At 62.7% G+C, this 24,925-nt stretch carries 26 protein-coding genes and 1 tRNA gene; 18 read left to right on the top strand and 9 right to left on the bottom strand.

The annotated features are described in order from the left end of the window. Positions 1 to 162: 162 nt before the first annotated feature. The 3 genes from IAE39_RS09855 to IAE39_RS09845 all read left to right on the top strand — a co-directional run bounded on the left by IAE39_RS09855 (position 163) and on the right by IAE39_RS09845 (position 1,867). A complete protein-coding gene (locus IAE39_RS09855; RefSeq protein WP_003247486.1) occupies positions 163 to 651 on the top strand; it encodes a TIGR00645 family protein in 489 nt (162 codons plus the stop codon). Between the two features lie 207 nt (positions 652 to 858). After that, positions 859 to 1,164, top strand: a complete 306-nt coding sequence (locus IAE39_RS09850) for a DUF6482 family protein (RefSeq protein WP_201201726.1) — start codon at positions 859 to 861, stop codon at positions 1,162 to 1,164. Positions 1,165 to 1,249: 85 nt separating this feature from the next. After that, positions 1,250 to 1,867: an FKBP-type peptidyl-prolyl cis-trans isomerase gene (locus IAE39_RS09845; protein WP_201201723.1), complete on the top strand. Its 618-nt coding sequence runs from the start codon at positions 1,250 to 1,252 to the stop codon at positions 1,865 to 1,867. A gap of 127 nt (positions 1,868 to 1,994) precedes the next feature. On the opposite strand, the gene IAE39_RS09840 is transcribed toward IAE39_RS09845, so the two are convergent. The 3 genes from IAE39_RS09840 to IAE39_RS09830 form a co-directional block, all read right to left on the bottom strand. Then, the gene (locus IAE39_RS09840) at positions 1,995 to 2,240 is read right to left on the bottom strand and encodes a PA4570 family protein (RefSeq protein ID WP_003256316.1); all 246 of its coding nucleotides are present in this window, start codon (positions 2,238 to 2,240) and stop codon (positions 1,995 to 1,997) included. An 84-nt stretch (positions 2,241 to 2,324) separates the two neighbouring features. Beyond that, positions 2,325 to 2,666: a zinc ribbon domain-containing protein YjdM gene (locus IAE39_RS09835; RefSeq protein WP_201201721.1), complete on the bottom strand. Its 342-nt coding sequence runs from the start codon at positions 2,664 to 2,666 to the stop codon at positions 2,325 to 2,327. Between the two features lie 188 nt (positions 2,667 to 2,854). Continuing rightward, positions 2,855 to 3,823: a polyprenyl synthetase family protein gene (locus IAE39_RS09830; RefSeq protein ID WP_201201719.1), complete on the bottom strand. Its 969-nt coding sequence runs from the start codon at positions 3,821 to 3,823 to the stop codon at positions 2,855 to 2,857. 244 nt (positions 3,824 to 4,067) lie between these two features. On the opposite strand from IAE39_RS09830, the gene rplU reads away from it, so the two are divergent. The 5 genes from rplU to IAE39_RS09805 all read left to right on the top strand — a co-directional run bounded on the left by rplU (position 4,068) and on the right by IAE39_RS09805 (position 7,763). Continuing rightward, positions 4,068 to 4,382 (top strand): 50S ribosomal protein L21, encoded by a 315-nt coding sequence (gene rplU / locus IAE39_RS09825; protein ID WP_003247466.1) that lies wholly within the window; start codon positions 4,068 to 4,070, stop codon positions 4,380 to 4,382. Positions 4,383 to 4,420: 38 nt separating this feature from the next. Beyond that, a complete protein-coding gene (gene rpmA / locus IAE39_RS09820) occupies positions 4,421 to 4,678 on the top strand; it encodes a 50S ribosomal protein L27 (RefSeq protein ID WP_003247464.1) in 258 nt (85 codons plus the stop codon). A 188-nt stretch (positions 4,679 to 4,866) separates the two neighbouring features. Further along, positions 4,867 to 6,093: an Obg family GTPase CgtA gene (gene cgtA, locus IAE39_RS09815; RefSeq protein WP_201201717.1), complete on the top strand. Its 1,227-nt coding sequence runs from the start codon at positions 4,867 to 4,869 to the stop codon at positions 6,091 to 6,093. Between the two features lie 85 nt (positions 6,094 to 6,178). Next, a complete protein-coding gene (gene proB, locus IAE39_RS09810; RefSeq protein ID WP_201201711.1) occupies positions 6,179 to 7,297 on the top strand; it encodes a glutamate 5-kinase in 1,119 nt (372 codons plus the stop codon). A 22-nt stretch (positions 7,298 to 7,319) separates the two neighbouring features. After that, a complete protein-coding gene (locus IAE39_RS09805; RefSeq protein WP_201201733.1) occupies positions 7,320 to 7,763 on the top strand; it encodes a CreA family protein in 444 nt (147 codons plus the stop codon). A 145-nt stretch (positions 7,764 to 7,908) separates the two neighbouring features. On the opposite strand, the gene mksF is transcribed toward IAE39_RS09805, so the two are convergent. The 3 genes from mksF to mksB are packed head-to-tail and all read right to left on the bottom strand — an operon-like array spanning position 7,909 to position 12,723. Continuing rightward, a complete protein-coding gene (mksF, locus tag IAE39_RS09800; protein ID WP_201201709.1) occupies positions 7,909 to 10,740 on the bottom strand; it encodes an Mks condensin complex protein MksF in 2,832 nt (943 codons plus the stop codon). After that, a complete protein-coding gene (gene mksE, locus IAE39_RS09795) occupies positions 10,737 to 11,444 on the bottom strand; it encodes an Mks condensin complex protein MksE (protein WP_201201707.1) in 708 nt (235 codons plus the stop codon). Before mksE ends, mksF begins: the two co-directional genes overlap by 4 nt. Continuing rightward, complete coding sequence (mksB, locus tag IAE39_RS09790) at positions 11,434 to 12,723, bottom strand: Mks condensin complex protein MksB (protein ID WP_201201704.1); 1,290 nt, start codon at positions 12,721 to 12,723, stop codon at positions 11,434 to 11,436. Before mksB ends, mksE begins: the two co-directional genes overlap by 11 nt. A gap of 285 nt (positions 12,724 to 13,008) precedes the next feature. On the opposite strand from mksB, the gene IAE39_RS09785 reads away from it, so the two are divergent. The 3 genes from IAE39_RS09785 (at position 13,009) to IAE39_RS09775 (ending at position 14,886) form a co-directional block, all read left to right on the top strand. Beyond that, on the top strand, positions 13,009 to 13,794 hold the full coding sequence (locus IAE39_RS09785) for an energy transducer TonB (RefSeq protein ID WP_201201702.1): 786 nt from the start codon (positions 13,009 to 13,011) through the stop codon (positions 13,792 to 13,794). After that, entirely contained in the window at positions 13,791 to 14,246 is a 456-nt protein-coding gene (gene rimI, locus IAE39_RS09780; RefSeq protein WP_201201700.1) for a ribosomal protein S18-alanine N-acetyltransferase, read from the top strand. Before IAE39_RS09785 ends, rimI begins: the two co-directional genes overlap by 4 nt. 64 nt (positions 14,247 to 14,310) lie before the next feature. Further along, a complete protein-coding gene (locus IAE39_RS09775; protein ID WP_201201698.1) occupies positions 14,311 to 14,886 on the top strand; it encodes a D-Ala-D-Ala carboxypeptidase family metallohydrolase in 576 nt (191 codons plus the stop codon). Here IAE39_RS09775 and IAE39_RS09770 read toward each other — a convergent pair. Beyond that, positions 14,826 to 15,743, bottom strand: a complete 918-nt coding sequence (locus tag IAE39_RS09770) for a LysR substrate-binding domain-containing protein (protein WP_201201696.1) — start codon at positions 15,741 to 15,743, stop codon at positions 14,826 to 14,828. The genes IAE39_RS09775 and IAE39_RS09770 overlap by 61 nt on opposite strands. Positions 15,744 to 15,964: 221 nt before the next feature. On the opposite strand from IAE39_RS09770, the gene IAE39_RS09765 reads away from it, so the two are divergent. The 4 genes from IAE39_RS09765 (at position 15,965) to IAE39_RS09750 (ending at position 20,699) form a co-directional block, all read left to right on the top strand. Next, on the top strand, positions 15,965 to 16,579 hold the full coding sequence (locus IAE39_RS09765) for a LysE family translocator (RefSeq protein WP_201201695.1): 615 nt from the start codon (positions 15,965 to 15,967) through the stop codon (positions 16,577 to 16,579). 67 nt (positions 16,580 to 16,646) lie between these two features. Further along, positions 16,647 to 17,168, top strand: a complete 522-nt coding sequence (locus tag IAE39_RS09760) for a sigma-70 family RNA polymerase sigma factor (RefSeq protein ID WP_201201694.1) — start codon at positions 16,647 to 16,649, stop codon at positions 17,166 to 17,168. Next, positions 17,165 to 18,115, top strand: coding sequence for a FecR family protein (locus IAE39_RS09755; protein ID WP_328825606.1), 951 nt, complete (start codon positions 17,165 to 17,167; stop codon positions 18,113 to 18,115). Before IAE39_RS09760 ends, IAE39_RS09755 begins: the two co-directional genes overlap by 4 nt. A 76-nt stretch (positions 18,116 to 18,191) precedes the next feature. Continuing rightward, positions 18,192 to 20,699: a TonB-dependent siderophore receptor gene (locus IAE39_RS09750; protein ID WP_236548488.1), complete on the top strand. Its 2,508-nt coding sequence runs from the start codon at positions 18,192 to 18,194 to the stop codon at positions 20,697 to 20,699. A 230-nt stretch (positions 20,700 to 20,929) separates the two neighbouring features. Here IAE39_RS09750 and IAE39_RS09745 read toward each other — a convergent pair. Together IAE39_RS09745 and IAE39_RS09740 are read right to left on the bottom strand one after the other, a co-directional pair. Beyond that, positions 20,930 to 21,006, bottom strand: a tRNA-Met gene (locus IAE39_RS09745). 95 nt (positions 21,007 to 21,101) lie between these two features. Next, complete coding sequence (locus IAE39_RS09740) at positions 21,102 to 22,025, bottom strand: FecR family protein (protein ID WP_201201730.1); 924 nt, start codon at positions 22,023 to 22,025, stop codon at positions 21,102 to 21,104. A gap of 193 nt (positions 22,026 to 22,218) precedes the next feature. Here IAE39_RS09740 and IAE39_RS09735 point away from each other — a divergent pair, with 193 nt between their 5' ends. The 3 genes from IAE39_RS09735 to IAE39_RS09725 all read left to right on the top strand — a co-directional run bounded on the left by IAE39_RS09735 (position 22,219) and on the right by IAE39_RS09725 (position 24,912). Then, a complete protein-coding gene (locus IAE39_RS09735; RefSeq protein WP_201201693.1) occupies positions 22,219 to 23,433 on the top strand; it encodes an MFS transporter in 1,215 nt (404 codons plus the stop codon). Positions 23,434 to 23,533: 100 nt separating this feature from the next. Then, positions 23,534 to 23,671: a hypothetical protein gene (locus IAE39_RS09730; protein ID WP_201201692.1), complete on the top strand. Its 138-nt coding sequence runs from the start codon at positions 23,534 to 23,536 to the stop codon at positions 23,669 to 23,671. A gap of 83 nt (positions 23,672 to 23,754) precedes the next feature. Further along, entirely contained in the window at positions 23,755 to 24,912 is a 1,158-nt protein-coding gene (locus IAE39_RS09725; RefSeq protein ID WP_201201691.1) for an MFS transporter, read from the top strand. The last annotated feature ends 13 nt before the right edge of the window (positions 24,913 to 24,925 follow it).

Raw genomic sequence — 24,925 nt, 5'->3', positions numbered from 1 at the left:
GCTGTCTGAGGCTTATAAATCAATGGGTTGCGTTTTGTTTGATGAGAGCGGCCTTGCGTCGCGATGGGCTGCAAAGCAGCCCATTCACCGGGCTTTTGCTGTAACAGGTGGCTGGCTATACTCGCCGTCGCTTTTTTAGTCACCTGATGAGTCCCGAACTTCATGGAACGTATCCTCGAAAACGCGATGTATGCCTCGCGCTGGCTGCTCGCCCCGATCTACTTCGGCCTGTCCCTCGGCCTGCTGGCCCTGGCGCTGAAATTCTTCCAGGAAGTGGTCCACGTCCTGCCCAACGTCTTCGCCCTGAGCGAAGCCGACCTGATTCTGGTGATCCTGTCGCTGATCGACATGTCGCTGGTCGGTGGCCTGTTGGTGATGGTGATGATTTCCGGCTACGAAAACTTCGTTTCGCAACTGGACATCGACGAGAGCAAGGAAAAGCTCAACTGGCTGGGCAAGATGGACTCTTCGTCGCTGAAGATGAAGGTTGCCGCATCGATCGTGGCGATTTCCTCCATCCACCTGCTGCGTGTGTTCATGGATGCGCAGAACATCTCCACCGACTACCTGATGTGGTACGTGATCATTCACATGACCTTCGTGGTCTCGGCGTTCTGCATGGGTTACCTGGACAAGCTGACCAAGCACTGAGCCCTGCCAGGGCCTATTCGCGGGTGAACCCGCTCCCATAGATATGTACAAGCCTTTAAGCCTGCGCAATACCTGTGGGAGCGGGTTCACCCGCGAAGAGGCCGACGCGGTCCAACTGACCAGCGGCGTCGGTCTTGCCTTGTGTAATCTCCCATCCTGTACAAAAAATGAGCACTCATGCGTGGTTCCCAGCAGCGAGGTGCTCTCATGAACTTGCATCAGCTCAATAGCGAGGCCAGGGCTGGCCATGTCGACGAACTGAACCTGATTGCCATCGAAGGCGGTGATTACCTGCTAGAAGCGCGGGTCAAAGGTCACGCCCACCCCTTGTCCGACACCCGTGGTGAACGCTTGCGCGTGCACTCGGTGGAGGATGCCCGCACGTTGCTGCAGACCATCCCCATGGTCTCGATGAACCTGGTGCACTGGTCGGTGCAGGACGAGATGTGTGGCATGGGCACACACCCGGAAGAAGACCTGAAGGTGCCGATTTCCCAGCGTTCGGCCTGGTAGCTGCTCGCAGCGCCCCAGTGTGCTAGGCTGCTCGCCCTTTTCATCAAGGGCGCGGCTGCACTGCGCCCTGCAGTGGAGCACGACAATGTCCGAACTCAACCTGTCTACCGACGAAACCCGCGTCAGCTACGGCATCGGCCGTCAGCTGGGCGGCCAGCTGCGCGACAACCCGCCACCAGGTGTCAGCCTGGAAGCCATCCTGGCTGGCCTGACCGACGCCTTCAACGGCGCCGACAGCCGCGTCAGCGAAGCCGACCTGTCGGCCAGCTTCAAGGTCATCCGTGACGTGATGCAAGCTGAAGCTGCTGCCAAGGCCGAAGCCGCTGCCGGTGCCGGCAAGGAATTCCTGGCTGAAAACGCCAAGCGTGAAGGCATCACCACCCTGGCTTCGGGCCTGCAGTTCGAAGTACTGACCGCAGGTGAAGGCGCCAAGCCGACCCGCGAAGACAACGTGCGCACGCACTACCACGGCACCCTCATCGACGGCACCGTGTTCGACAGCTCCTACGAGCGTGGCCAGCCGGCTGAATTCCCGGTAGGCGGCGTGATCGCTGGCTGGACCGAAGCCCTGCAGCTGATGAACGCGGGCAGCAAATGGCGCCTGTACGTGCCGAGCGAGCTGGCCTACGGCGCCCAAGGCGTTGGCAGCATCCCGCCGCACAGCGTGCTGGTGTTCGACGTCGAGTTGCTCGACGTACTGTAAGACCGCTGGGGCCGCTTTGTGGCCCATTCGCGGGTGAACCCGCTCCCACAGGTAATGTGCACAATTCAAGCGTTGTACGATTCCTGTGGGAGCGGGTTCACCCGCGAAGAGGCCGGCCCTGCTGGCCTCAATTCCAATCCGTTCCCCCCGGGCGCAACGCCCGCGCATAGCAGAACAGAAACAAATTCCGCACCAGCTCCTTGAGCACCCCCGGTTCACTCGAATTCAACCCGCTCATGTCCAGGTCGCCCTGGTCACGCAGTTCGTCGAGGGCTTCTTCTTCAAGCACCGCGCACACTTCGCCGGTTTCCCGATGAAGAATGCGCAGGTAAGGATGAGGGCGGTCCAGCCAGGCGTCGATCAGATAAGTCATGGCTATTCTCCTTGGATAGCAGTTCCAATGAGAATAATTCTTATTATCAGAATAGCAAGCGCCAATTGGCGGAATTTTGTGTAATCAGACTTTGCGAACGAACTCGGACTTCAGCTTCATGGCGCCGATGCCGTCGATTTTGCAGTCGATGTCGTGGTCGCCGTCGCACAGGCGGATGTTCTTGACCTTGGTGCCGACCTTGACCACCAGGGACGAACCTTTGACCTTGAGGTCCTTGATCACGGTGACCGTGTCGCCGTCCTGCAGGATGTTGCCGACCGAATCCTTCTTCACCACGTCGTCGCTGGCTACCTCGGCATCGCCGCTGGCCGACCACTCGTGGGCGCATTCAGGGCAGATCAGCTGAGTGCCATCCTCGTAGGTGTATTCGGAGTTGCATTTCGGGCAGGGTGGCAGAGTGCTCACTTCGGTTCCTCAAACAAACAGACGGGCGGTAGAAAGCCCGCATTGTAAAAGGTATTTTTCCAGAAGGGATTATGTCCGGACAAAAAGCTTCGCGGGTAAACCCGCTCCCACAGGAAAATCGCAGGCCTCTGGGCCTGTGTTATACCTGTGGGAGCGGGTTTACCCGCGAATGAAGGCGACTCGGTCTGTCAGTGCGTCCGCGCGACAGCAAACTCACTCAGCTCAACCAGCGCATCCCGGTACTCGCTAGCCGGCAGCACCTCAAGGCACGCAATGGCACGCTTCACGTAATCGCGAGCCAGCTCTGCGGTGTACTTCAACGCCCCCGACTCCTCAACCGCCACACGAATCTGCTCCAGGTCCTCCAGGCCACCTTTCTGGATCGCCTTACGCACCAGCGCAGCCTGTTCAGCAGTGCCTTCGCGCATGGTGTAGATCAGCGGCAGGGTAGGCTTGCCTTCGGCCAGGTCGTCGCCGACGTTCTTGCCCAGGGTCTGCGAGTCACCCTTGTAGTCCAGCAGGTCGTCGACCAGCTGGAAAGCCACGCCCAGGTGGTCACCGAAGGTACGCAGGGCTTCACGCTGCGCGTCGGTGGCTTCGGCCAGCGCTGCCGCGCTGTGGGTCGAGGCTTCGAACAGCATGGCGGTCTTGCCGCGGATGACCTCCATGTAAACTTCCTCGGTGGTGCTGGCGTCGCGTACCCGCGACAGCTGCAGCACTTCACCCTCGGCAATCACCCGCGTGGCCTTGGACAGGATCTGCATGACCGGCATCGAGCCCAGTTCGACCATCATTTCGAACGAGCGCGAATAAAGGAAGTCGCCCACCAGCACGCTTGGCGCGTTGCCCCACAGGGCATTGGCGGTGGAGCGGCCACGGCGCATGCCGGACATGTCGACCACATCGTCGTGCAACAGGGTGGCGGTGTGCAGGAACTCGATGGTGGCGGCCAGCAGGCGCAGGTCGTCGCCTTCGCGGCCCAGGGCCTTGCCACACAGCAATACCAGCAGGGGGCGCAGGCGCTTGCCACCGGCGGACGTGATATAGTCGCCGATCTTCGATACCAGCGGCACGCGCGAGGTCAGCTGCTTCTTGATGATCTCGTCGACGGCGCTGAAATCATCAGCCACCGCGCGGTAGAAGGTTTGGGGTTGCATCGGCTGCTCCAGTGAGGTTGCGCGGCATGCTAGGTCGCAGGTCCCGGTGTGTCAAGGCGCGGTGCCCGCAGGCCGGGGGCGGCACTTGCAAGCAAAACCACGGTTGCGTACAATCGCGCACCCTAACTTCCTGGGCAGCACCTGCCTTACGCAATTGCACCGGGCCGTTCCAGCCCTGTGCAGCCATGCCAGCCAATACTCATCATATAAAGCGCTGGGTGAGCAGGATTATCGGAGAAATACCATGTCTTACGCAGTAATCGTTACCGGCGGCAAGCAGTACAAAGTCGCTGAAGGTGAATTCCTCAAGATCGAAAAACTGGAAGTCGCCACTGGCGAATCCGTGACCTTCGATCGCGTTCTGCTGGTCGCCAACGGTGAAGAAGTCACCATCGGTGCTCCAGTTGTTGCTGGCGCTAAAGTAGTGGCCGAAGTCGTTTCGCAAGGCCGCCACGACAAGGTTCGCATCATCAAGTTCCGTCGTCGTAAGCACCACATGAAGCGTATGGGCCACCGCCAGTGGTTCACCGAGATCAAAATCACCGGCATCCAGGCTTAATCCCCTAGATCCCCTGAATTTATTTGGAGAATTGAACCATGGCTCACAAGAAGGCTGGTGGTAGTACTCGTAACGGTCGCGACTCAGAATCTAAACGCCTTGGCGTGAAGATGTATGGCGGCCAGGTTATCAAGCCAGGCAACATCATCGTCCGTCAGCGCGGCACCGAATTCCACGCTGGCTACGGCGTTGGCATGGGCAAGGATCACACCTTGTTCGCCAAGATCGAAGGCGTGATCAAGTTCGAGAAGAAAGGCGAGTTCATGCGCCGTTACGTGAGCATCGTCGCCGCTTAATCGCGACGTCGCTCCAGAAGCCCCGTCATGCGACGGGGCTTTTTCGTTTGTGGTGAGCCTCTTGCAAAGCTGTTTGTCTGGGTTGCCGGCGTTGGTTTCTACGGTCGTACGGGGCCGCCGCGCTCATTTTTGCAAGAGCCTCATGTTTTTGAGTCATTCAGCTCGTCTACCGACGAGAGGCGGTTTTAATGAAGTTTGTTGACGAAGTATCGATTCGGGTAAAAGCCGGTGACGGCGGCAACGGTTGCATGAGCTTCCGTCGCGAGAAGTTCATCGAGAACGGTGGCCCCAACGGCGGTGACGGTGGTGACGGCGGCTCGGTGTACATGGTTGCCGACGAAAACCTGAACACCCTGGTCGACTACCGCTACACCCGTCACCACGAAGCCCAGCGCGGCTCCAACGGTGGCAGCACCGACTGCACCGGCAAGAAGGGTGAAGACCTGTTCCTGCGCGTGCCGGTCGGTACCACCGTGATCGATGCTTCCACCCAGGAAGTGATCGGTGACCTGATTACCCCGGGCCAGAAGCTGATGGTCGCCCAAGGCGGCTGGCACGGCCTGGGCAACACCCGTTTCAAGTCCAGCACCAACCGTGCGCCGCGCCAGACCACCCCAGGCAAGCCGGGTGACCAGCGCGACCTGAAGATGGAAATGAAGGTGCTGGCAGACGTGGGCCTGCTGGGCCTGCCGAACGCCGGCAAGAGTACCTTCATCCGCTCGGTTTCGGCCGCCAAGCCGAAAGTGGCTGATTACCCGTTCACCACCTTGGTGCCAAACCTGGGCGTGGTCAGTGTCGACCGCTGGAAGAGCTTCGTCATCGCCGACATCCCCGGCCTGATCGAAGGCGCCTCCGACGGTGCCGGCCTGGGTATCCGCTTCCTCAAGCACCTGGCACGTACCCGTGTGCTGCTGCACCTGGTGGACATCGCGCCGCTGGACGAAAGCAGCCCGGCCGATGCCGCCGAAGTGATCGTCAATGAGCTGACCCGCTTCAGCCCGTCGCTGGCCGAGCGTGAGCGCTGGCTGGTGCTGAACAAGGCCGACATGGTCATGGACGACGAGCGCGACGAGCGCGTGCAGGAAGTGATCGACCGCCTGGAGTGGGAAGGCCCGGTCTACGTGATTTCGGCCATCTCCAAGCAGGGCACCGACAAGCTCAGCCACGACCTGATGCGCTACCTCGAAGACCGCGCCGACCGCCTGGCCAACGACCCGGCCTACGCCGAAGAGCTGGCCGACCTCGACCAGCGCATCGAAGACGAAGCCCGTGCCCAGTTGCAGGCCCTGGACGATGCCCGCACCTTGCGTCGCACTGGCGTCAAGAGCGTGCACGACATCGGCGACGATGACGCGTGGGATGATGATTTCGAGGACGACGAAGACGGCCCGGAAATCATTTACGTGCGCGACTGACCGGTTGCAGTACACTAAACGCCGCTCTTTGGAGCGGCGTTTTTGTATCCACGGTATCTACAGATTCGACATAGGTTGGAAGAAGATGCGAAGCAAGGTGACGGGCGCCAAGCGCTGGGTCGTGAAGATTGGCAGTGCGCTGCTGACCGCCGATGGCAAAGGCCTCGACCGCGGTGCCATGGCCGTTTGGGTCGAGCAGATGGTCGCGCTGCGTGAGGCAGGCGTTGAGTTGGTACTGGTCTCCTCCGGGGCCGTGGCTGCCGGCATGAGCCAGCTGGGCTGGACCTCGCGACCGAGCGCGATGAACGAGCTGCAGGCGGCTGCTTCGATCGGCCAGATGCGCCTGGTGCAGGCCTGGGAGTCGAGCTTCGGCGAGCACGGCAAGCACACCGCGCAAATCCTGCTGACCCATGACGACCTGTCCGACCGCAAGCGTTACCTGAACGCCCGCAGCACGCTGCGTACCCTGGTTGACCTGGGTGTGGTGCCGGTGATCAACGAAAACGACACCGTGGTCACCGACGAGATCCGCTTCGGCGACAACGACACCCTGGCGGCGCTGGTGGCCAACCTGGTCGAGGCCGACCTGCTGGTGATCCTCACCGACCGCGATGGCATGTTCGACGCCGACCCGCGCAACAACCCCGAAGCCCAACTGATCTACGAAGCCCGTGCCGACGACCCGACGCTGGACGCCGTGGCCGGTGGTACCGGTGGTGCGCTGGGCCGTGGCGGCATGCAGACCAAGCTGCGTGCCGCACGCCTGGCTGCCCGTTCCGGTGCCCACACCATCATCATTGGTGGCCGCATCGAGCGCGTGCTCGACCGCCTTAAGGCCGGCGAGCGGCTGGGCACCTTGCTGTCGCCTGAGCGCGGCATGCTCGCGGCGCGCAAGCAGTGGCTGGCGGGCCACCTGCAAACCCGTGGCACCCTGGTGCTGGATGCCGGTGCCGTGCAGGCGCTGCGCCAGGCCAACAAGAGCCTGCTGCCGGTTGGCGTGAAGACCGTGCAGGGCAGCTTCCGCCGTGGCGAGATGGTGGTGTGCGTCGGCACGGACGGCGTTGAAGTGGCCCGCGGCCTGGCCAACTACAGCGCCCTGGAGGCGCAGAAGATCATTGGCCAGCCTTCCGATGCCATCGAAAGCACCTTGGGCTACATCGCGGAGCCTGAACTGGTGCACCGCGACAATCTGGTTCTGGTCTGAGGGCGTACTTGTGTTGAAAAGGATGATTGCCGTCGCCGCACTGGCATTGCCGATGCTGGCCGGGGCCGAGGAAATCGGCCAGGTGTCCACCGTGTTCAAGTTCCTTGGGCCAAACGACCGTATCGTGGTCGAGGCATTCGACGACCCCAAGGTCGAAGGCGTGACCTGTTACCTGTCGCGGGCCAAGACGGGTGGCATGAAGGGTGGTCTGGGGTTGGCCGAGGACCGGGCAGAGGCATCGATTGCCTGCCGTCAGGTTGGGCCGATCAACTTCAAAGGTGAGTTGAAAGATGGCGAGGAAGTGTTCAAGGAACGCACCTCGCTGGTGTTCAAGACCATGCAGGTGGTGCGTTTCCTGGACAAGAAGCGCAATACCTTGGTGTACCTGGTGTACAGCGACCGCATGATCGAAGGCAGCCCGCAGAATGCGGTGACGGCTATCCCGATTTTGCCTTGGGCGCATTGAATAGCCTGGTAGACCGCCGGGAGGCCTTTGGCCTCCATTCGCGGGTGAACCCGCTCCCACAGGTACTCCACTGCCTTTTAGGCTTGTGCAATACCTGTGGGAGCGGGTTTACCCGCGAATGGGCCGCAAAGCGGCCCCAGATTCCTCAGGCCAACTCTTCGGCCTGATCCTCACGCACAACCGCCTTCACCTCATCCAGCCGGCTGATGAACTTCCAGTCCGCTTCGTCGATGTAGATGCCATTCGGCCCGCTGCCACCTTCCAGGTCGATCGCAACACGCGCCGATACCTGTGGCTTCACACTCGCCAGAATCGGCACAAAGCCCAGCTGCAGGCTGGTTTCCAGCAATGCCGCCTGGTTGCGTTCGTCGATGTCCGCTGCTTCGTCCAGGTAGTACGGCAGGCGAATGCGCCCGGCCAGGTCGCGGTCCATCAGGTGCAGCAACAGGTACATGTTGGTCAGCGCCTTGATGGTCATGGTGGTGCCGTTGGACGCCGCGCCGTCGATGTCGGCGTGGATGATCGGCTGACCGTTGACCTTGGTGATCTCGAACGCCAGCTCGAACAGGTCCTTCAGGCCCAGCTGGTTGTGGTTGGCCGCCACCAGCCGTGCCAGGTACTCCTTGGCCTCTTCGTTCTTGTTGTCCTGCTCGGCGCTCTGGGTCAGGTCGAACACCGACAGGGTTTCGCCTTCTTCGTACTGGCCGGCACTGTGGATGATCTGGTCGATGTGCTTGAGCGCTTCCTTGTTCGGCGCCAGCACTACGCGGAAGCTTTCCAGGTTGGACACCTGGCGCTTGTTGATCTCGCGGTTGAACAGCGCCAGCTGGTGCTCGAGGCTGTCGTAGTCGCTGCGGATGTTGCGCAAGGTACGGGCAATGTCGGTCACTGCCGCGCGGCGGGCCTTGGCCAGGGTCAGGGCTTCGTCGGTGCGGTGCGCATAGGCGTTCACCAGCAGCTGCAGGCGGCGCTCCATGTCGTCTTCGCTGTCGAACTTGGCCACGCCTTTCAGGCGGACCTGGGCGTACAGCGCCTCGATCTGGTTGTCGACGCGCTGCAGGCCCTGCCAGCTGTCCTGGTAGTCGTTGAGCAGCGGAAGCAGGTTGTCCATCGAGTCGTCGATGGCTTCCATGAAGGGGGTGCCGTAGGGCAGGTCGGCCGGCAGCAGCTGGCGACGGCGCAGGGCGTCTTCCAGGGTGCGCTGCTTGGACTCGAGGTCACCGATCTGGCGGCCGACCAGCTGCAACTTGGCCGACAGTTGCTGGACGCGCTCGGTGAAGGCGTCGCTGGAGCGCTTGAGCTCGTCCTGGGCGGCTTCCAGCTGCGACAGCTGCTCGAGTTTTTCTGGCTCTTCGGCAGCAAGGGTCTCGCTGCGACGGAAGTCTTCCAGCGCCTTCTGCGCGTCCAGCACTTCCTGGTACAGGGTTTCGGTCTGTGCCTTGGAGGCGGAGCGGTCGGCGGCTACTGCCTGCTGGGTCTTGAGCTGTTTCAGCTCTTTTTCCAGGCGCTCCTTCTGGTCGCGCAGGGCCGCGCGGTCTGCCAGCGCCTGCAGGGCCGGCGGGTCGATGTTGGTCAGGTCGATGGCCAGGCCCGGGGCTTCGAAGCGCTCGCCCTTGAAGCCGTCGAGCACCGCTTCCAGCGATTTTACCCACAGGTCGCTGTCGTCCAGTTCGATACCACGGTCACCCAGTGGCAGGCTGAACAGCGCGCCGTTGAACAGGCGCATCAGGCGGTCGACGTCCTGCTGCGAGAACTCTTCGCGCAGGCGCGCATAGCTGTTGTTGTCGGCGTGGTCGAGCTGTTGCTTGACCTGCTTCAGGCGTTTTTCCAGGTCGCGCACGCGCTCGTCGAGGTCTTCGGCGCTGAACTGCCGCGACTGGGCCAGGGCGCCGGCCAGTTCGTCGTGGGCGTCCTTGGCGGCCAACAGCTGCTGCTCCAGAACCTTCACGTCATCGACCAGGGCAAAGCGGTGCTTGAGCACCGACAGCTCGCCCAGCCAGCGCTGGATGCCGGTGATTTCCCGCTCCAGGCGCATCAGCTCCTGGGTGCCGCCGCGCTGGTCGTTCTGCAGGCGGTCTTGCTCGCCACGGTAGTGTTCGGACTGGATGACCAGCTCTTCCTTGCGCGCCATGGCGTATTCCTGCCAGGTGCCCAGCAGGGTGTCGAGCACTGGCGAAATGCGGTGCAGCTTGCCGCGCAAGATGTCGCGCTGGGCCACACCACCGGCCAGGGCCTCGACCAGCGGGCCGGCGGCGACCAGGGCGTTGTAGTCCTGTTCCATGCGGCGCACGTCGCGGAACGCTTCCTCGCACGCGGCGATGTAGTCGACGCTGCCCGAACGCAGGCTGTGCTCGAAGGCGTCGAGGAACAGCTGCTTGAGCTTGGCGGCGGTGATTTCGCGCATGTGCAGCAGGTTGATGAACAGCGCGCGGAAGGTTTTCAGGCTTTGCTCGCTGGTGGAGCGCAGCGGGATCATGGTCAGGTCCAGCGGCACCGAGGTGTGGCCGCCAACCAGCAACCGGCGCAGTTCGTCCGGCTTCAGCTCGTAGGCCTTGATACCAAGGCGTTCGAGGTTGGTGAACAGCTCTTTCTGGCGCAGGCAGGTGTCGTTCTTCTGGTAGTGGGCCAGGTCCAGTTCGCCCTTGTAGGCGAAGAACTGGTGGCCGAAACCGCCGCCCGGGCCGCGGCCGACCACGCCGATCACGTGCGGGCCGTGGGGCAGGCTCAGTTCGCAGAGAATGTACGAAGTGTCACTGGCGAAGTAGAAGCGGCGCGACTGTTCGAGGCTGTACTTGCCGAAACTCATGTCCGACATGCGCGCCAGGATCGGGAACTGCAGGGCGTTGATCGACGCCGATTTACCCAGGTTGTTGGCGCCGTACACCGACAGTGGGTGCTCCAGCGGGAACAGGCCGAGGCTGTAGCCGGCAGTGTTGAGCAAAGCAAAGCGGCGGATGCCGTAGCGTTCCTGGCTCATGCGTCAATCTCCTGTTGCTCTTCGCGGATGGCCCGGGCCAGGGCGTCCTCTTCGCTTTCCTCACCGTCGAAGGGCGTGAGGTCGAGCGGGTCGTCGGTGCGGTTGAGTTCTTCGGGGCTTTCTTCCTCGACCAGTACCGGGGTCGGCAGTGGCAGGTCGCTGTGCAGGGTGGCGGCGAGGTCGCGGTCCTGCTGCACCGACAGGCACACATCGAGGAAGCGGTGCATCGGCGGCAGGAAGCGGTAGATGCCGCCTTCCTCATGAGCGAAACCGAGCTGGGTCATGCGGCGCAGGATTTTTTCTTCCAGCTCTTCCACGGTTTGCACTTCGGCCTGCAGGAACAGGTCGCGGTACTTGTCCAGTAGTGATGGCAGTTCATCGCGGCCAATGCTGCCGCCGTCGAGCACGGCCATCGGGTCGCGGCCCTGGTCGGCCAGGTGCTCGACCAGAATGAAGGTGAACAGCGACAGGCGCTGCGCGGTTTTGTTGACCTGCGCGGCGGTCATGTCCGGGACGAAGTAGTAGAAGCCACGGGTATCGCAGACCAGTTCGAAGCCCAGGGCCTTGAACAGGGTGCGGTACTGGTCCTGGAAGTTCGACAGCTGGGCGTACAGCTCGGGGTCGCGGCGGCTGACGTGGAAGCCTTTGAACAGCTCGCGGAAGATCGGTGCGAGCTGGGACAGTTCGGAGAGATCAAGATGCATTGGCTGGGCTCGCGTTGGATTCGGTAGGCGTGCCGGCGGCGGCTTCGCGGCTGGAGGTCAGGCCGAACGAGCGCAGGCTGACCAGGTGTTCCTGGGTGGTGTACTCGCGGCGCTCGAGGCGTTCGCGCTTGAAGCGCTTTTCCCGCGACAGGCGCGAGAACCAGTACAGCAGTTCGTCGGTAGCGCCTTCAGGTTCCTGCTCCAGCAGCCAGACCATCAGGTCGGGCAGTGGCAGCGCCTGTTCGCAGCGCTCGAGCATTTCCTTGACGGTGCGCGGTGCGCGTGGCGCCTCTCCACCTTGCGGTTTGTGCGCCTTGGGGAAGCGCGCCGGCTTGGGCTCGAAGTGGGCCAGGGCGTACACGTAAGCCTCGACCTGGCTGGCACTGCCGAGGAAGGTGCTTTGCGGGCGGGTGAACATCGGCATGGCCGCCTGCGGCACGGCATCGATGCCCTTGCGCCGGATCACCGACAGGGCCAGCGCGGCGCCACGGGTTACGGCATTGTGCCGGCGCGCTTCTTCGCGCAGCGGCAGCAGCAGTTCGCGGGCGTGACGCAGGGTCAGCTGGGCGCTGGTCTGCATTTCCAGGATGCGCGCGTGGGTGCGCAGCAACATGTCGTCGTCGACCAGGTGGCCCAGGCGCGCCTGCTCGCCGAGCAGCTTCAGCAACACGGTCTCGACCTTGCGCACGCCTTGTTCGAAGGCGCCGTCGGCGTTGACCAGCTGAATCATCGGCTCGACGTATTCGTCCCAGGTTGCCAGGACTTCGGCGTAGCGCTGGCGCAGCGGGATCTGGCGGTTGCTGGTCTTGGCCCGTTCGGCCACGGCCACCAGCGCCTGCTCGTCGTTGTCGAGCTTTTTCAGCACATCGCGCACGCGCATGTCGAGCAGGCGCAGCTGGCGCGCCAGGTCGTCGCTGTCGCGGTTGTCGAAGGCATCCTGGATGTGCCCGGCAAGGCGTTCCAGGTGGCGCAGGTAGGCTTCGATCTCCAGGCACAGGCCCAGCCGGTGTTCGCGGCGCAGGTAGGCGAGGAAGTCATGGATCTGCGCGTTGAGCTCGAAACGGTTCGGGCTCTTGGCCACCGGGACCAGGATATCCAGGCGGATCCACACGTCGAGCAGCTGGGTAATGTCCTGCGGGGTGCTTTCGACCTGCTGGCGGGCCACATGCTGGCGCAGTTCGACCAGGCTCAGGGTACCCTGGTCGAAACGCTCGCACAGCGGCTCGATCAGGGCCCAGTGTTCGGCTAGGGCGCGCAGGACGCGCTTGGGTTCGATCATTGGCTTCGACTCGTTGCCAAGAAAAAGGGGGCGATTGTACTGCATCCGGGGGGGAGGTTTTCACCCCTTGGTCTGTAATGAGAGATAACCTTTATTCCTGTAGGGGATTCACTGGCCTCTTCGCGGGTGAACCCGCTCCCACAGGTACTGCACAACGCCTTGTGGGAGCGGGTTCACCCGCGAAAGGGCCGGCACAGGCAACAAAAAACCGCCGACCAGTTGCGGCGCTCGAATGCCAACAGCGTTAGAATGCCCAATTGCCTCCACCCCTCGGAACCCCGCACCTTGCTCACCGAACCCCGTCGCCGCGCCTTCCTTTCCGCCATGCAAGTGGTGCACTGGCTGCCGCGCGCCGAACTGCCGTTCGCCGCACCGTCGCGGCCCGAGCTGTTGCTGCCGGTGGCGCCGGTCGAGGACATCGACTTCGACGTCCGCCCGGCACCCGCTGCCAACGACGCGCCAGCCGCTCCCCAGGCGCGCTCTGGCGAGCGACCGAAAATCGAAATCCCGCGCCCGGGCAGTGTACCCAAACCTGTCGCCAAGCCTGTGGAAGCCGAGGAGCAACCGGCCCCCCCGCGCCCGGCCCCGGTCCCGCCACCGCGCTTCTCGCTGCAACTGCTGCGTGCCGGCAGCTGCCTGCTGCTGGTGGAGCTGGCCACCGGCCAGCCGTTCCAGAGCCGCGACCCGTCGTACCTGCTGCTAAAGGACATGCTGCGCGCCGCCGGCCTGCCCGACGCCCCGCAGATTATCGGCGAGCCAGTGCGCTGGCCGCTGCTGGTGCGCGGCAACATGGACCAGGGCCCGGAGGCTGCGCGTGATTTCGTCCAGGGCTTTGTCCAGGCCCGCCTGGAAGACGCCCCGTGCACCTGCCTGTGGCTGGTGGGTCTGCCAGCGGCACGCTTCGCCGCCAATGCTGACGCCGAAGCCTATTACCAAACCCTGAAGCTCGACGGCCTGGGCGACGCCTGGGTCTTGCCGGGCCTTGAACTGTTGATGGACGAGCCGCAACGCAAGGCGGACGTCTGGAAAGCCATGCGCCAGCTGATGGCGCGCTGGAAGCGCGTTGAATGAGTGAATCGATCAGTTTCCGCCCGATGACCGAGGCGGATCTGGATGCCGTACTTAAGATCGAATATGCCGCGTTCAGCCATCCCTGGACCCGCGGGATCTTTCAGGATGCGCTGAAATCGTACGAGGTCTGGCTGATGTTCGACGGCCAGCAGCAAGTGGGCCATGGGGTGATCAACGTGATCATCGACGAAGCGCACCTGCTCAACATTACCGTCAAGCCGGAAAACCAGGGCTGCGGCCTGGGCCTGCGCCTGCTTGAGCACCTGATGGCCCGGGCCTACCAGCTCAATGGCCGCGAATGCTTCCTGGAAGTGCGCGCCAGCAACCGTTCGGCCTACCGTTTGTACGAGCGCTACGGTTTCAACGAAATCGGCCGCCGCCGTGACTACTACCCGGTCGCCGGTGGCCGTGAAGACGCCCTGGTGATGGCCTGCACCTTGCTTGAAGATTGATCCCTGTCCACGCGTATCGGGCTAGAGTCAGAGGACCTTCTTGTCATGCAGAGGCTGGTCAAGGATGAGAACACTGCTTCTAGCCGGATGCTTGCTCATAGCTAGTGCAGCCCACGCCGACGAGCGCGACATCTGGATGTTCGCCCAGTGGGCCGGCGACCATCAAACCCGGCCCTTCCGTGAAATGCTGGTAGATGCGCGCCTTTATGGCGTAGTGCCCATTCACCAGCTGCTGCGCTCGGCCTCGGACTGGAGGCTGTGCCACGCGTCGCCGTTTGCCGTGCCGCCGGTCAGCCACTGGCCAGCCGTACGTTCGACCCTCTCATTGCTCAAAACCCTCGACGACCAGGGCATTCTGCGCCAGTTCGAGGTGGTTTCCGCGTACCGTGAGCCGCGCCTGAACACCTGCGCTGGCGGGGCGGCCAACAGTGCCCACACCCGCGCCTTTGCCGTGGACATGCTGCTGCCGGCGTGGGCCGACCCCAACCCGCTGTGCCGCTTCTGGCAGCAGCATGGCCAGGCCTGGCACATGGGGCTGGGCCGCTATCCATCAGGTCGCATCCATGTGGATACCGCCGGCTATCGCACCTGGGGTGGCGATGGCAGCCCCGGGTCGTCGTTCTGCATCAAACCCAAGTGAGCCAGGCAATATTGGCATTCGGCCATCACCCACGTTGTGAAGCGCTGGCGCTTGCCGCTGTCGGCCAAGGGCTGCGGGCTAAGCAGGTGGTAGGCCGAGCCGTCGCGGACAAAGCCGAATGGTGCCTGCAACTGCCCGCTGTCCAGTTCGTCGCGCACCATCAGCGCTGAGGCCACGGCCACGCCCAAACCGGCGCTGGCGGCCTGGATCGACAGGTAGAAATGCTCGTAGTCACTACGTTCGCTGTGCCGCGCCTGCTGCCCGCTCAGGCGAAGCCAGGTGGGCCAGGCAGCAGGGCGGGTGGTGCTGTGCAGCAGGCGTTGGCCGTCGAGTGGGGTAGGGGAGGCGGGGTGGCACACCGGGCCGATCCATTCATCACAGATCTTTTGATTGAACAGCTGCTTGTCCCAGTGGAAGTCGTCGCGGCGGATGGCCAGGTCGACACCACTGCGGGCGAAGTCCAGCGGCCCGCCAGCGGCCACCAGGTGCAGCTGCAGGTCGGGGTGGGTGGCATGGAAGCGCGGCAGGCGTGGTATCAGCCAGCGCATGGCGATGGTCGGCTCGCAGGACAGCACCAGTACATTGTCGCGGGCCTGGTGCTGCAAGCGCTGCACGGCGCCTTCGAGCTGTTCGAAGATCGCCTGGGTGGTGCCTTGCAGGGCGCGGCCGGCCGGGGTCAGGAAAATGGCCCGGTTGCGGCGCTCGAACAGGTCCACGCCCAGGCTTTCTTCAAGCAGCCGCACCTGGCGGCTGACGGCGCCGTGGGTGACGTGCAGGTGTTCGGCGGCGCGCACGAAGCTTTCGGTTTGCGCGGCGATGTCGAAGTAGCGAAAGGCATTGAGCGGAGGCAGTTTCATGGCATCCCTGTGTTGCCTGTGCCGGCCTCTTCGCGGGTGAACCCGCTCCCACACAGATCATTGTAGGAGCGGGTTTACCCGCGAAGAGGCCGGTGCAGGCTGTGTATATCTGTGAGAAAAACTAGCAGATTTACCTCACTATAAATCGATTTTTACCTCTCCATAAGCACTCGATAATCACCGCATATGTGCATTTCCATCGCCTATCGAGAGCAGCCCGCATGACCGAACTGATCGCCGTCGCCCTGTTCACCCTCCTCGCCGTCATCAGCCCCGGCGCCGACTTTGCCATGGTCACCCGCAGCAGTTATGCACAAGGCCGCCAGGCCGGGCTTGCCGCCGCCGTAGGCATCGCCCTGGGGGTGCAGGTGCACGTGTTGTACACGGTGCTGGGCATCGCCGTGATCATCCGCCAGAGCCCGGCGCTGTTCCTGGTCATGAAAGTGTTGGGCGCCGGTTACCTGATCTACCTGGGCTACAAGTCACTCACCAACACCGGGCGGATCAGCCTCGAGGGCGGTACCCAATCGGCAGCCGGCGTGCTGCAAGCCCTGCGCATTGGCTTTCTGACCAATGCCCTCAACCCCAAGACCATGCTGTTCGTCATCAGTGCCTATAGCCAGGTGGTACAACCCGGTAGCCCGCTGAAGCTGGCTTTTGCCTATGGCGCCTTCATGTCCGTTGCCCACTGGCTGTGGTTCAGCCTGGTCGCGGTGTTTTTCTCCAGCCCGGTATTGCGCAAGGCGATGATTGATCGGCAAGTACTGGTGGACCGGGTCATTGGCCTGGCATTGATCGGGCTTGGCCTGGCAGTGGCGGTGAGCGGCGTGCGTTGAGGCAGTGATTGCAAGTTGGCGTGATGGCCAATTAGAATAGAATCATTCCCATTTGCAAAGCTTCGCGATGAAACCCACCCCGCCCGCCGCCGCAGACACTCTGGATGCCTTGTACAAGGGTTATCACGGCTGGTTGCTGGTGTGGTTGCGCCAGCGCCTGAACTGTCCACAGCATGCTGCTGACATGGCCCAGGACACGTTCGTCCGCCTGCTCAGCGCTGGCAGTTATGTTGCCCCGCGCGAGCCCCGTGCCTTGCTGGCGACCGTGGCGCGGCGGCTGCTGATTGATCGCGGCCGCCGGTACAAGCTGGAGCAGGTCTATCGTGAGGCTTTGCTACTGCATGCCGAGCAGATGCAGCAAGCGCCTTCACCCGAGCAGATCCATGCGGCGATACAGGCACTGGAACAGATCGACAGAGCCCTTTCGCGCATGCAGCCGCGGGTTCGCCAGGCGTTTGTATTGCGTCACCTCGAAGGCTTGAGCCACAGCGAAATCGCCGAGCGCCTGCAGGTTTCCACCAAGAGCGTGCAGGGCTACCTGGTGCAGGCGCTGCTGGCTTGCCATGCTGCCGCAGAGGCCTGCCTGTGAGCCCGGAAATCCTCCACGAAGCCGCCGAGTGGCTGGTGCGCCTGGACGACCAGCCCAGTGGCCGTGAACGTGAGGCGTTCCGGGTGTGGCTGGCGCAGGACAGCGAACACCTCGAAGCCTTCCAGCGCATGCAGGAAACCCTGGCGCCCTTGCAGGTACTCAAACAGGCGCCAGCACGCAGTGCGCTGCTGGCGTTCAAGCAGCAACGTTCGGCGCAAAAGCTCAAGGCGTTGGCCTTGGCTGTGTTACTGGCCTTGCCGCTGGGCCTGTTCGTGCAGCAGAAGGGCGCCACCTATCTGTTGGCGGATATCCGCACCGGCAGTGGCGAATTTGGCACGCGGCAATTGCCTGATGGCAGCCTGCTCAGGCTGGATGGCGGTTCCGCTGTCGACCTGGACTTCGATGCCAATACGCGAACGGTGCACCTGCTGCGCGGGGAAATCCTGGTGGATGTGGCCAAGGATGCTGCGCGCCCGTTCAAGGTGGTGACCGAGCACGGCAGTGTACGGGCACTGGGGACGCGCTTTGTAGTGGAGCAATTGGCCGAAGGCTCGCGCCTGGCCATGATCGAGTCCAGTACCGAAGTCGACAGCCACGGTCAGCGCCGGGTGGTAACCGCAGGCCAGGAACTGCATTTCGATGCCACTGGCCCTGGCGAGGTGCAAGCCATCGATGCCAGGGGCGTGGAGCAGGCCTGGGCGCGGCACCAACTGGTGGTGCGCGAGCGGCCGCTGGTTGAAGTGCTCGAACAATTGGGCCGTAACCATTCGGGCTACCTGCTGTTCGATCGCAAGGCCCTGGCCAACATCCGCGTCACCGCCGTGCTGCCCGTCGACGACAGCGAGCGCGCCTTGCGCCTGCTGGCCCGTAGCCTGCCACTGGGCATCGATCACTACACGCCGTGGATCACCCGGGTGCGTTACCTGCCTGAATCCACGCTCAGATAAAAAAATAGCCAGCTGCTTCCAGTTACCGATTTCCGTGCGTCCTTGTCGTAAGCCTACATAACGGAGTATCGGGAACATGCTTTCGAACGTGCGCGCGCGCATCCCTTTCATGCCTCGCAATGCGCTGGCCCTGGGTATTCATCTGGGGCTGGGTAGCCTGACGCTGGCGCTGATACCGATGGCCCAGGCCCAGCAACAGGTGCAGCGCTACGACATCGCGGCAGGGCAGCTGGGCGATGTACTCAGCAGCTTCGCCCGCCAGGCCGGTGTGGCCATTTCTTTCGATGCCAGCCAGGTGGCGGGGCGGCGCAGCACAGGGTTGCAGGGCAACTTTGGCGTACAAGACGGTTTCGCTGTTCTGCTGGGTGGTCAGGGGCTGCAGGCGCAGGGAAATGCCGACGGGTTTGTGCTGGTCGGTGTGCCCGGTAATGACGGGGCGCTGGAGCTACGTGCTACCACCATCAACAGCCAGCTGCTGGGCAGCACCACCGAAGGCACAGGCGCTTACACGACAGCTTCGAGCAACGCTGCCACCAAGCTCAATCTGAGTTTGCGCGAGACACCCCAGTCGATGAGCGTGATGACCCGCCAGCGCATTGAAGACCAGAATCTGCGCAGCCTTGGCCAGGTGCTGGAGCAGACTGCCGGGATCAATGTGCAAAGCCCGGGCAGCGATCGCCTGTACGTGTTCTCCCGAGGGCTGGCCATCGACAGCTTCCAGTACGATGGCATGCCTACCACCACATTCGCCTTCAGCCAGGCATTGCCCCAGGCGCTTTCTGACATGGCCATCTACGACCGGGTGGAGGTGGTGCGTGGTGCCACCGGGCTGCTGACGGGGGCGGGCGACCCGTCCGGCACGGTAAACCTGGTGCGCAAGAAGCCCACCGACCACTTCCAGGGCTATATCAGCGGCGGGCTGGGTTCCTGGGACTTGTACCGTACCGAAGTGGATGTGTCCGGGCCATTGACCGATAACGGTGGCGTGCGCGGCCGCGCGGTGGCGGCGTACCAGCAGGGCAACAGCTTCACCGACCATCTGCAGCAGCAGAAGACCATCGTGTATGGCGTCAGCGAGATGGACCTGAGCCCCGATACGCTGTTCACCCTGGGCGTCGAGTACCTCGACAGCGACCCGCGCGGGTTCTCCACCACCGGGTTACCGGTGGTAGCCACCGATGGCTCGGGGCGCGGCTACCAGTACCGCATGCCGCGCTCATACAACGGCGCCAGTCGCGACAGCAGCAACCGGCAGGAGTCGGTCAACACCTTTACCTCGCTGGAACAGCGGCTGGGGCAGGGCTGGACACTCAAGCTTGCTGCCAACTACCTGTACGGTACCCGCGACTACGACTCGGTCATCGTCGGCACCACCACGGGTGTGCTCAACCCGTCTACCGGCGATGGTTTGCGCTACACCGCCACCAAGGGCGACAACACGCAGAAGCAGCGGGGGGTCGATGTGATGCTGAGTGGGCCGTTCCAGTTGCTGGGCCGTGAGCACGAACTGGTCATGGGCTTCAATTACCAAAGCTATGAAAACCGCCGTAACGGCTTTGGCAACCTGCTGGCCAATGGCAGCAGCAACAACGGCGTCAGCGGCGTGCCGGTGAATGTCTGGAGCTGGGACAATCATGGGCCGACGCCTGCCTATAACTTCAACCGTGAAGACGACGATATCGATCAGCGCCAGACCGGTGCTTACCTGGCCACGCGGCTGAAACCCACTGATGACGTGTCGGTGATCCTTGGCGCACGGGTCAGCAACTATCAGTACGATGCCTTGTTCCATTATCACGTTGCCAGCCTGCAGCCTTACGACACTGATGACTCGGTAAAGGCAACGGGGGAAGTGACGCCGTATGCCGGCGTGGTCTACGACCTGGATGATGTGCATTCGGTTTATGCCAGCTATACCAGCATCTTCAAGCCGCAGCCGTATCGCAACCAGGCAGGCAAGTTGCTGGAGCCGCGTGAAGGCGACAACTATGAGGTTGGCCTGAAGGGTGAATATTTTGACGGCCGCCTGAATACAGCGATTGCCTTGTACGAAGTGCAGTTGGACAACGATGCCGTGGCAGATGGCACCGTGGCAGGGAGTGATGGCCTGATTACCGCTTATCGAGCGGAAAAGACCACTACCCGAGGCCTCGACATGGAGGTGAGCGGGGAGTTGGCGCCAGGCTGGAACCTGATGGGCAGCTATACCCATTCCAAGGTCAAGGACCACGATGGCGAGCGGGTGAAGACCACCATTCCGATGGACATGTTCAAGCTCTGGACGACCTACCAGCTACCCGCTGAACTGAGCCGCCTGACCGTGGGGGGTGGGGTGAACTGGCAAAGTGGCATGCATTTCACCGCCACGCCGTGGCAGGTTGGCAACCCTGTGAAGATCAAGCAGGGCGACTATGCCACCGTCGGCTTGATGGCGCGCTACCAGATCACGGCGCAGTGGTCGGCAACCGCGACCGTGAACAACCTGTTCGACGAGAAGTACTTCAGCTCATTCGACGACAACTTCAACAGTGCCTCGTATGGTGAGCCGCGCAACTTCATGCTGAGTTCCAAGTGGGCGTTCTGATGGCGTAGAGAACTGAGGTCGCAAGCGGTCCGCGTACCCTTGTAGGAGCGGCCTTGTGTCGCGATGGGCTGCGCAGCAGCCCCAAGGTTTGCGCACAGATGCACAAATTGCCGGGGCTGCTGCGCAGCCCATCGCGACGCAAGGCCGCTCCTACAGGGCGCGCGTAATCTTTGGGATTTATTACAGGCAAAGAAAAAGGGCTTACCTTGCGGTAAGCCCTTCGTCTTGTTTGGTGGCTACACAGGGACTTGAACCCCGGACCCCAGCATTATGAATGCTATGCTCTAACCAACTGAGCTATGTAGCCGATGGCGCGCATTATTCTCTTGAACGCCCCCCCTGTCAACACTCATTTCAAAAAAAATTTGCACGCTTTCAAAAACTTAGCGGCCAGGCCCGGTTTTAGCGGACTACAAGCCAGTGCCCGAGCACGCCCTGCAGCTGTAGATGCTGGGCCGCGGCCAGAGATTGCAGGCTCTCGCCGGGCCGGTCGAGGTTGAAGTCGCCGCTCACCCGTCGATGGGCCACCTGTTCATCCATCAGCCACAAGCGCTGGCCCTGGTAGCCGGCCAGGCGTTCCAGCACCTGCCCCAATGGCATGTCGGTGGCCTTGAGGTGGCCGTTGCGCCAACTGTCGGCGGTTTTCAGGTCTGCCTTCTGCACCGGGTCGAAGCGCGTCTCATCGAAGGTTACCCGCTCTCCAGCCGAGACCAGGTGCTGCTCCCCGCCCTGGAGGACCATGGCCTTGCCACTGATGACCACAAGTTCGTCATGGTTGGCGTGGCGGGCCACCTGCAAGCGGGTGCCGAACACCTGGATGCGTGCGTTGCCCACTTCCACTTCCATGGCTCGCCCATCGAGCATTACTTCCAGATACACCTGGCCCTGCACCAGATGCAGCTGGCGCGTGCGGCTGCGCAGGTCAACGTTCATCGCGCTGGCGCTGTCCAGGTTCAAAGTGGTGCCATCTGCCAGGCGTGTGCTGCGGCGCTCGCCGACGTCGGTGTGCAACTCGCTGGCCAGGCGCTGCATCAGCGGCCAGTACAGATAGGCTGCCGCGCCCAGCCCCAGCAGGAACAGTAGCGCCAACCCCCTGCCCAGGTGGCTGCGCCGCTCGGTCACTTGCCGTGGGCGAGGGCGGGCGGGGGCTGGTTGCAACTGTTGCCAGAAGGTCTCCAGCTCGGCGTAGGCATGGGCGTTCTCGGCTTGCTGGCACCATGCCGCGAATGCCTGGCGCTGGGTTTCGTCACAACCGGGCTGACGCAACAGCGAAAACCACTCCAGCGCTTCTTGCTGTGGGTCGGGCTGCAGCTGCTTGGCGGGCATCGGGCTCATGGGTTCGGTCTGCTCACGATAGGGGCCTATTCGCCCAACGATGACAGGGATATTGAGCAGAGGATGCTAATTATATTGAGAACCATTTTCAAGTACGTTGCGACAGAGGGATAAAAAAGGTAGCTATGTATCTATTTGTTTCCCGATAATCGGATCCTAAACCTGAGGACGGAGATTTAGGCAAATGGCCACCAGTAGTGCCTCCACCGCATCCACCCCTGCAGCGGCAAGCCAAAGCACGCCGCTGGTGATGCGCATCATCGGCTTCTGCGCCTTGGCGCACTTGATCAACGACCTGATCCAGTCGGTACTGCCGGCGATCTACCCGATGCTCAAAGCCAACTACGACCTGAGCTTCGCCCAGATCGGCATGATTACTTTGACGTTCCAGATCACCGCCTCGCTGTTGCAGCCCTGGGTCGGCTTCTTTACCGACCGTCGGCCCGCGCCGAACCTGCTGCCGCTGGGCACCCTGTGCACATTGGTGGGTATCGTGATGCTGGCCTTCGTTGGCAGCTTCCCGATGATCTTGCTGGCGTCGGCGCTGGTGGGCATCGGCTCGTCCACCTTCCACCCGGAGACCTCGCGCATCGCGCGGCTGGCTTCGGGCGGGCGCTTTGGCCTGGCCCAGTCCACCTTCCAGGTGGGCGGTAACACCGGTTCCGCCCTGGGCCCGCTGCTGGCAGCGGCCATCGTGATTCCGTTCGGCCAGACCCACGTCGCCTGGTTCGGCCTGGCCGCGCTGTTCTTCCTCGGCGTTACCCTGATGCTGCGTAGCTGGTACAAGGAACACCTCAACCAGGCCAAGGCGCGCAAGGCGGTGCAGGCCACCCACGGCATCTCGCGGAACCGTGTGATTGCGGCGCTGATCGTGCTGGGCTTGCTGGTGTTCTCCAAGTACTTCTACATGGCCAGCTTCACCAGCTATTTCACCTTCTACCTGATCGAGAAGTTCGGTGTATCGGTGGCCAGCTCACAGCTGCACCTGTTCCTGTTCCTCGGTGCGGTGGCGGCCGGTACCTTCTTCGGCGGGCCGATCGGCGACCGCATCGGGCGCAAGGCGGTAATCTGGTTCTCGATCCTGGGCGTGACGCCGTTCACCCTGGCGCTGCCGTATGCCGACCTGTTCTGGACGACGGTATTGAGCGTGGTGATCGGCTTTATCCTGGCTTCGGCGTTTTCCGCGATCGTGGTGTATGCGCAGGAACTGGTGCCGGGCAGCGTGGGCATGATTGCCGGGATCTTCTTCGGCCTGATGTTCGGCTTTGGCGGGATTGGCGCGGCGCTGTTGGGGTATGTGGCAGACCTGCGTGGCATCGAATATGTTTATGGTGTGTGCTCGTTCCTGCCGCTGTTCGGGTTGTTGGCGGTGTTCTTGCCCAATACCGGCAAGCGCTGATATTGCCGGGGTCGCAAAGCGGCCCCGACAATTGACGACCTGATCACCGTTGGCCTAGAGTGCCGCCTCTTTTTCAACCCTCCACAAAGTAGCCAACGCAATGCGCCGTACCCAGTCCCTGCCCAACGCCCGCCAGCCTGCCCTCCAGGCCCTGCGTCACGCGTGGCCGAGCGACACGGTACTCAAGCGCCGCCGCAGCGTGCTGTTTGCCTTCACCTTCTCGCCACACCTCGCCTGAACTGATCTGCGCTTTTGCGTCGCGCGCCACCCCGGCGTGCGCGCCTGTGTCTGCACGTCTTTTCGGTTTGCAAGGAGTGGTACATGAACATGCGTTTGCTGGCGGGCCTGTTGTTCGCCGTTTCAGTCGTGGGTTTCAGCCTGGGGGCCAGCCTGCCGCTGGTTTCGTTGCGCCTGCACGAGGCCGGCGCCAGCACCCTGGAAATCGGCATCATTTCGGCCATCCCTGCCGCAGGCATGATGCTCTCGGCATTTCTGGTCGACGCCTGCTGCCGCCATCTCACCCGGCGCACCATTTACCTGCTGTGTTTCAGCCTGTGTACGCTCAGCATCGCCTTGCTCGAATCGGCGTTCGGCTCGCTGTGGCTGCTGGCGCTGCTGCGCCTGGGCCTGGGGCTTGGCATGGGCATCGCCATCATCCTGGGTGAGTCGTGGGTCAACGAACTGTGCCCCGAGCACAACCGCGGCAAGATCATGGCCCTGTACGCCACCAGCTTTACCGGTTTCCAGGTACTCGGCCCGGCCATGCTGGCCGTGCTGGGCGCCGACAGCCCGTGGATCACTGGCGTCGTTACCGTTTGCTATGGGATGGCCTTGCTGTGCATCGTGCTGACCGTGCCCAACGACCATGTTGAACACGAAGAAGGCGAAAAAAGCTTTGGTCTCGCCGGGTTCTTCCGTGTGGCGCCGGCGCTGTGCATGGCGGTGCTGTTCTTCTCGTTCTTCGATGCCGTGGTGCTGTCGCTGTTGCCGGTGTACGCCAGCAGCCATGGTTTCGCCGTTGGTGTAGCGGCATTGATGGTAACGGTGGTGTTTGCCGGCGACATGCTGTTCCAGTTGCCGCTGGGCTGGCTGGCCGACCGGGTCGAGCGTACCGGGCTGCACCTGGTGTGCGGGTTGGTGGCGATGGCGATCGGCATCGGCCTGCCGTGGCTGCTGAACATGACCTGGCTTTTGTGGCCACTGCTGGTAGTGCTGGGCGCAGTGGCCGGGGGTATCTACACGTTGGCGCTGGTGCTGATCGGCCAGCGCTTCAAAGGCCAGGACCTGGTGACCGCCAATGCCAGCGTGGGCTTGCTGTGGGGCGTGGGTAGCCTGGTGGGGCCGCTGGTCAGTGGCGCAGCGATGGGTGTGGCGCCGCATGGCTTGCCGATGGCGCTGGCGCTGATGGCCGGGCTGTTCGTGTGCTTTGCCCGGCAGTCCTATCGGGCCACGGGGCGCTTGCGAGCACTGGCGGATTGAGACTTCCAGGCCA

Source organism: Pseudomonas sp. S37 (assembly GCF_016658545.1).
GTDB lineage: Bacteria > Pseudomonadota > Gammaproteobacteria > Pseudomonadales > Pseudomonadaceae > Aquipseudomonas.
The sequence above is the reverse complement of the archived record's forward strand: the minus strand, read 5'-3'. Positions and strand labels throughout refer to the sequence as shown.